The sequence below is a fragment of the Actinomycetota bacterium genome, assembly GCA_005774595.1.
In the GTDB taxonomy this organism is placed as follows: domain Bacteria; phylum Actinomycetota; class Coriobacteriia; order Anaerosomatales; family D1FN1-002; genus D1FN1-002.
This window is the reverse complement of the sequence record VAUM01000460.1, coordinates 1-1,239: the sequence shown is the minus strand read 5'-3', so window position 1 is coordinate 1,239 and position 1,239 is coordinate 1. Positions and strand designations below refer to the sequence as shown.

1 protein-coding gene is annotated in these 1,239 nt (G+C 69.0%); it reads left to right on the top strand.

The genetic code is table 11. From position 1 onward, the window contains the following. Positions 1 to 694, top strand: a 694-nt coding sequence (locus FDZ70_10975) for a hypothetical protein (protein TLM65628.1), incomplete at its 5' end; no start/stop codon positions are given. Positions 695 to 1,239 lie beyond the last annotated feature (545 nt).

Below are 1,239 nucleotides of genomic sequence, written 5' to 3'. Positions count from 1 at the left end.
CCAGGCCCCCCCGGGGGCCCCCGACGACCTCCTCGTGATCGGCCGCGGCCCCGGCTCGACAGCAGCGCCCGCGCTCGGCTACCCGATCCCCCGGCTCGACGTGGTGGAGATCACCCCCGCGGTCGAGCGCGCGTCGAAGCTCTTCGTCGGTTCGACGCGGGCGGATGACGCCCGCTGCCGCACGGTGATCGCCGACGCCCGCCAGTACCTGACGTACACCGACATGAAGTACGACGTCATCATCTCGGAGCCGAGCCAGCCGGTCGCGCAACAGACCTCGTCGCTGTTCACCACCGACTTCCTGCGGTTCGTGCGCGCTCACCTGACCGAGCAGGGGACCTACTGCCAGTGGCTCCCGGTGGCGCTGACCACGGAACGCGACCGCCTCATGATCATCAAGAGCGTGCTCAGCGTCTTCCCGAACAGCCACGTGTGGCTGACGCGGTCGCCTAGCGGAGAAGCGATCGACATGGTCATCGTCGCGATCAACGGCGACCAGCCGGTGGACCCCGCCGGTGTCGCGAACAGGGTGTCGGACGCGACCGGCGGCGAGTTCCGGTTCGAGCTTCTCGCCGAACCCGCGACCGCGTCCGCGCTTGTCGCGGACCCGACGCTCCCGTTGAACACCGACGACCGGCCGTTCCTCGAGTTCTCGGCGCCGAGGCTGCACGTGCGCAACCTCACGGGCCCCTAGCTCCCCGAACGGTCCGGGCCCGTCCGCTCGCGCTCGCGCGCGAACTCGCGGAACGCCCTCCCCTGCGGATACTGCACGGCCCACGACGTGACGTGCGACATCGGGAAGCCCTTCGCGCCCACGCCCGCGATCCGCTTCAGGATGCGCGGCATCGTGAACAGCTCGCCACGAAGCCGCACGATGGCGTCCTCGCGCGCGAGCGGTGTCATCTCGGGGTCGTCGTGGACGTAGTTGGCGTGGTTGCCGTCATAGACGTCCCAGTCCTGGCCCTCGATGAGGTACGGCCGGTACTCCTCGTACAGTCTCGTGCCGGGGAACGGCGTGGTCATCACGGGGTGGGCCGACACGTTGAGCGCGTCGGTGAGATCGAGGATCCGGTCGAAGTCGCCCATGTGGTCGGCGCGGGAGCCGACCATCATGAACAGCATGACCTCGATGCCCGCGGCACGGATGCGCTTGATGGCGTCGATGCGGTCACGCCCCTGCTTGTTGGTGGCGTCGAGCTCCTCGAGCACGAGCGGGTTGTCGGACTCGTAGCCGACCAT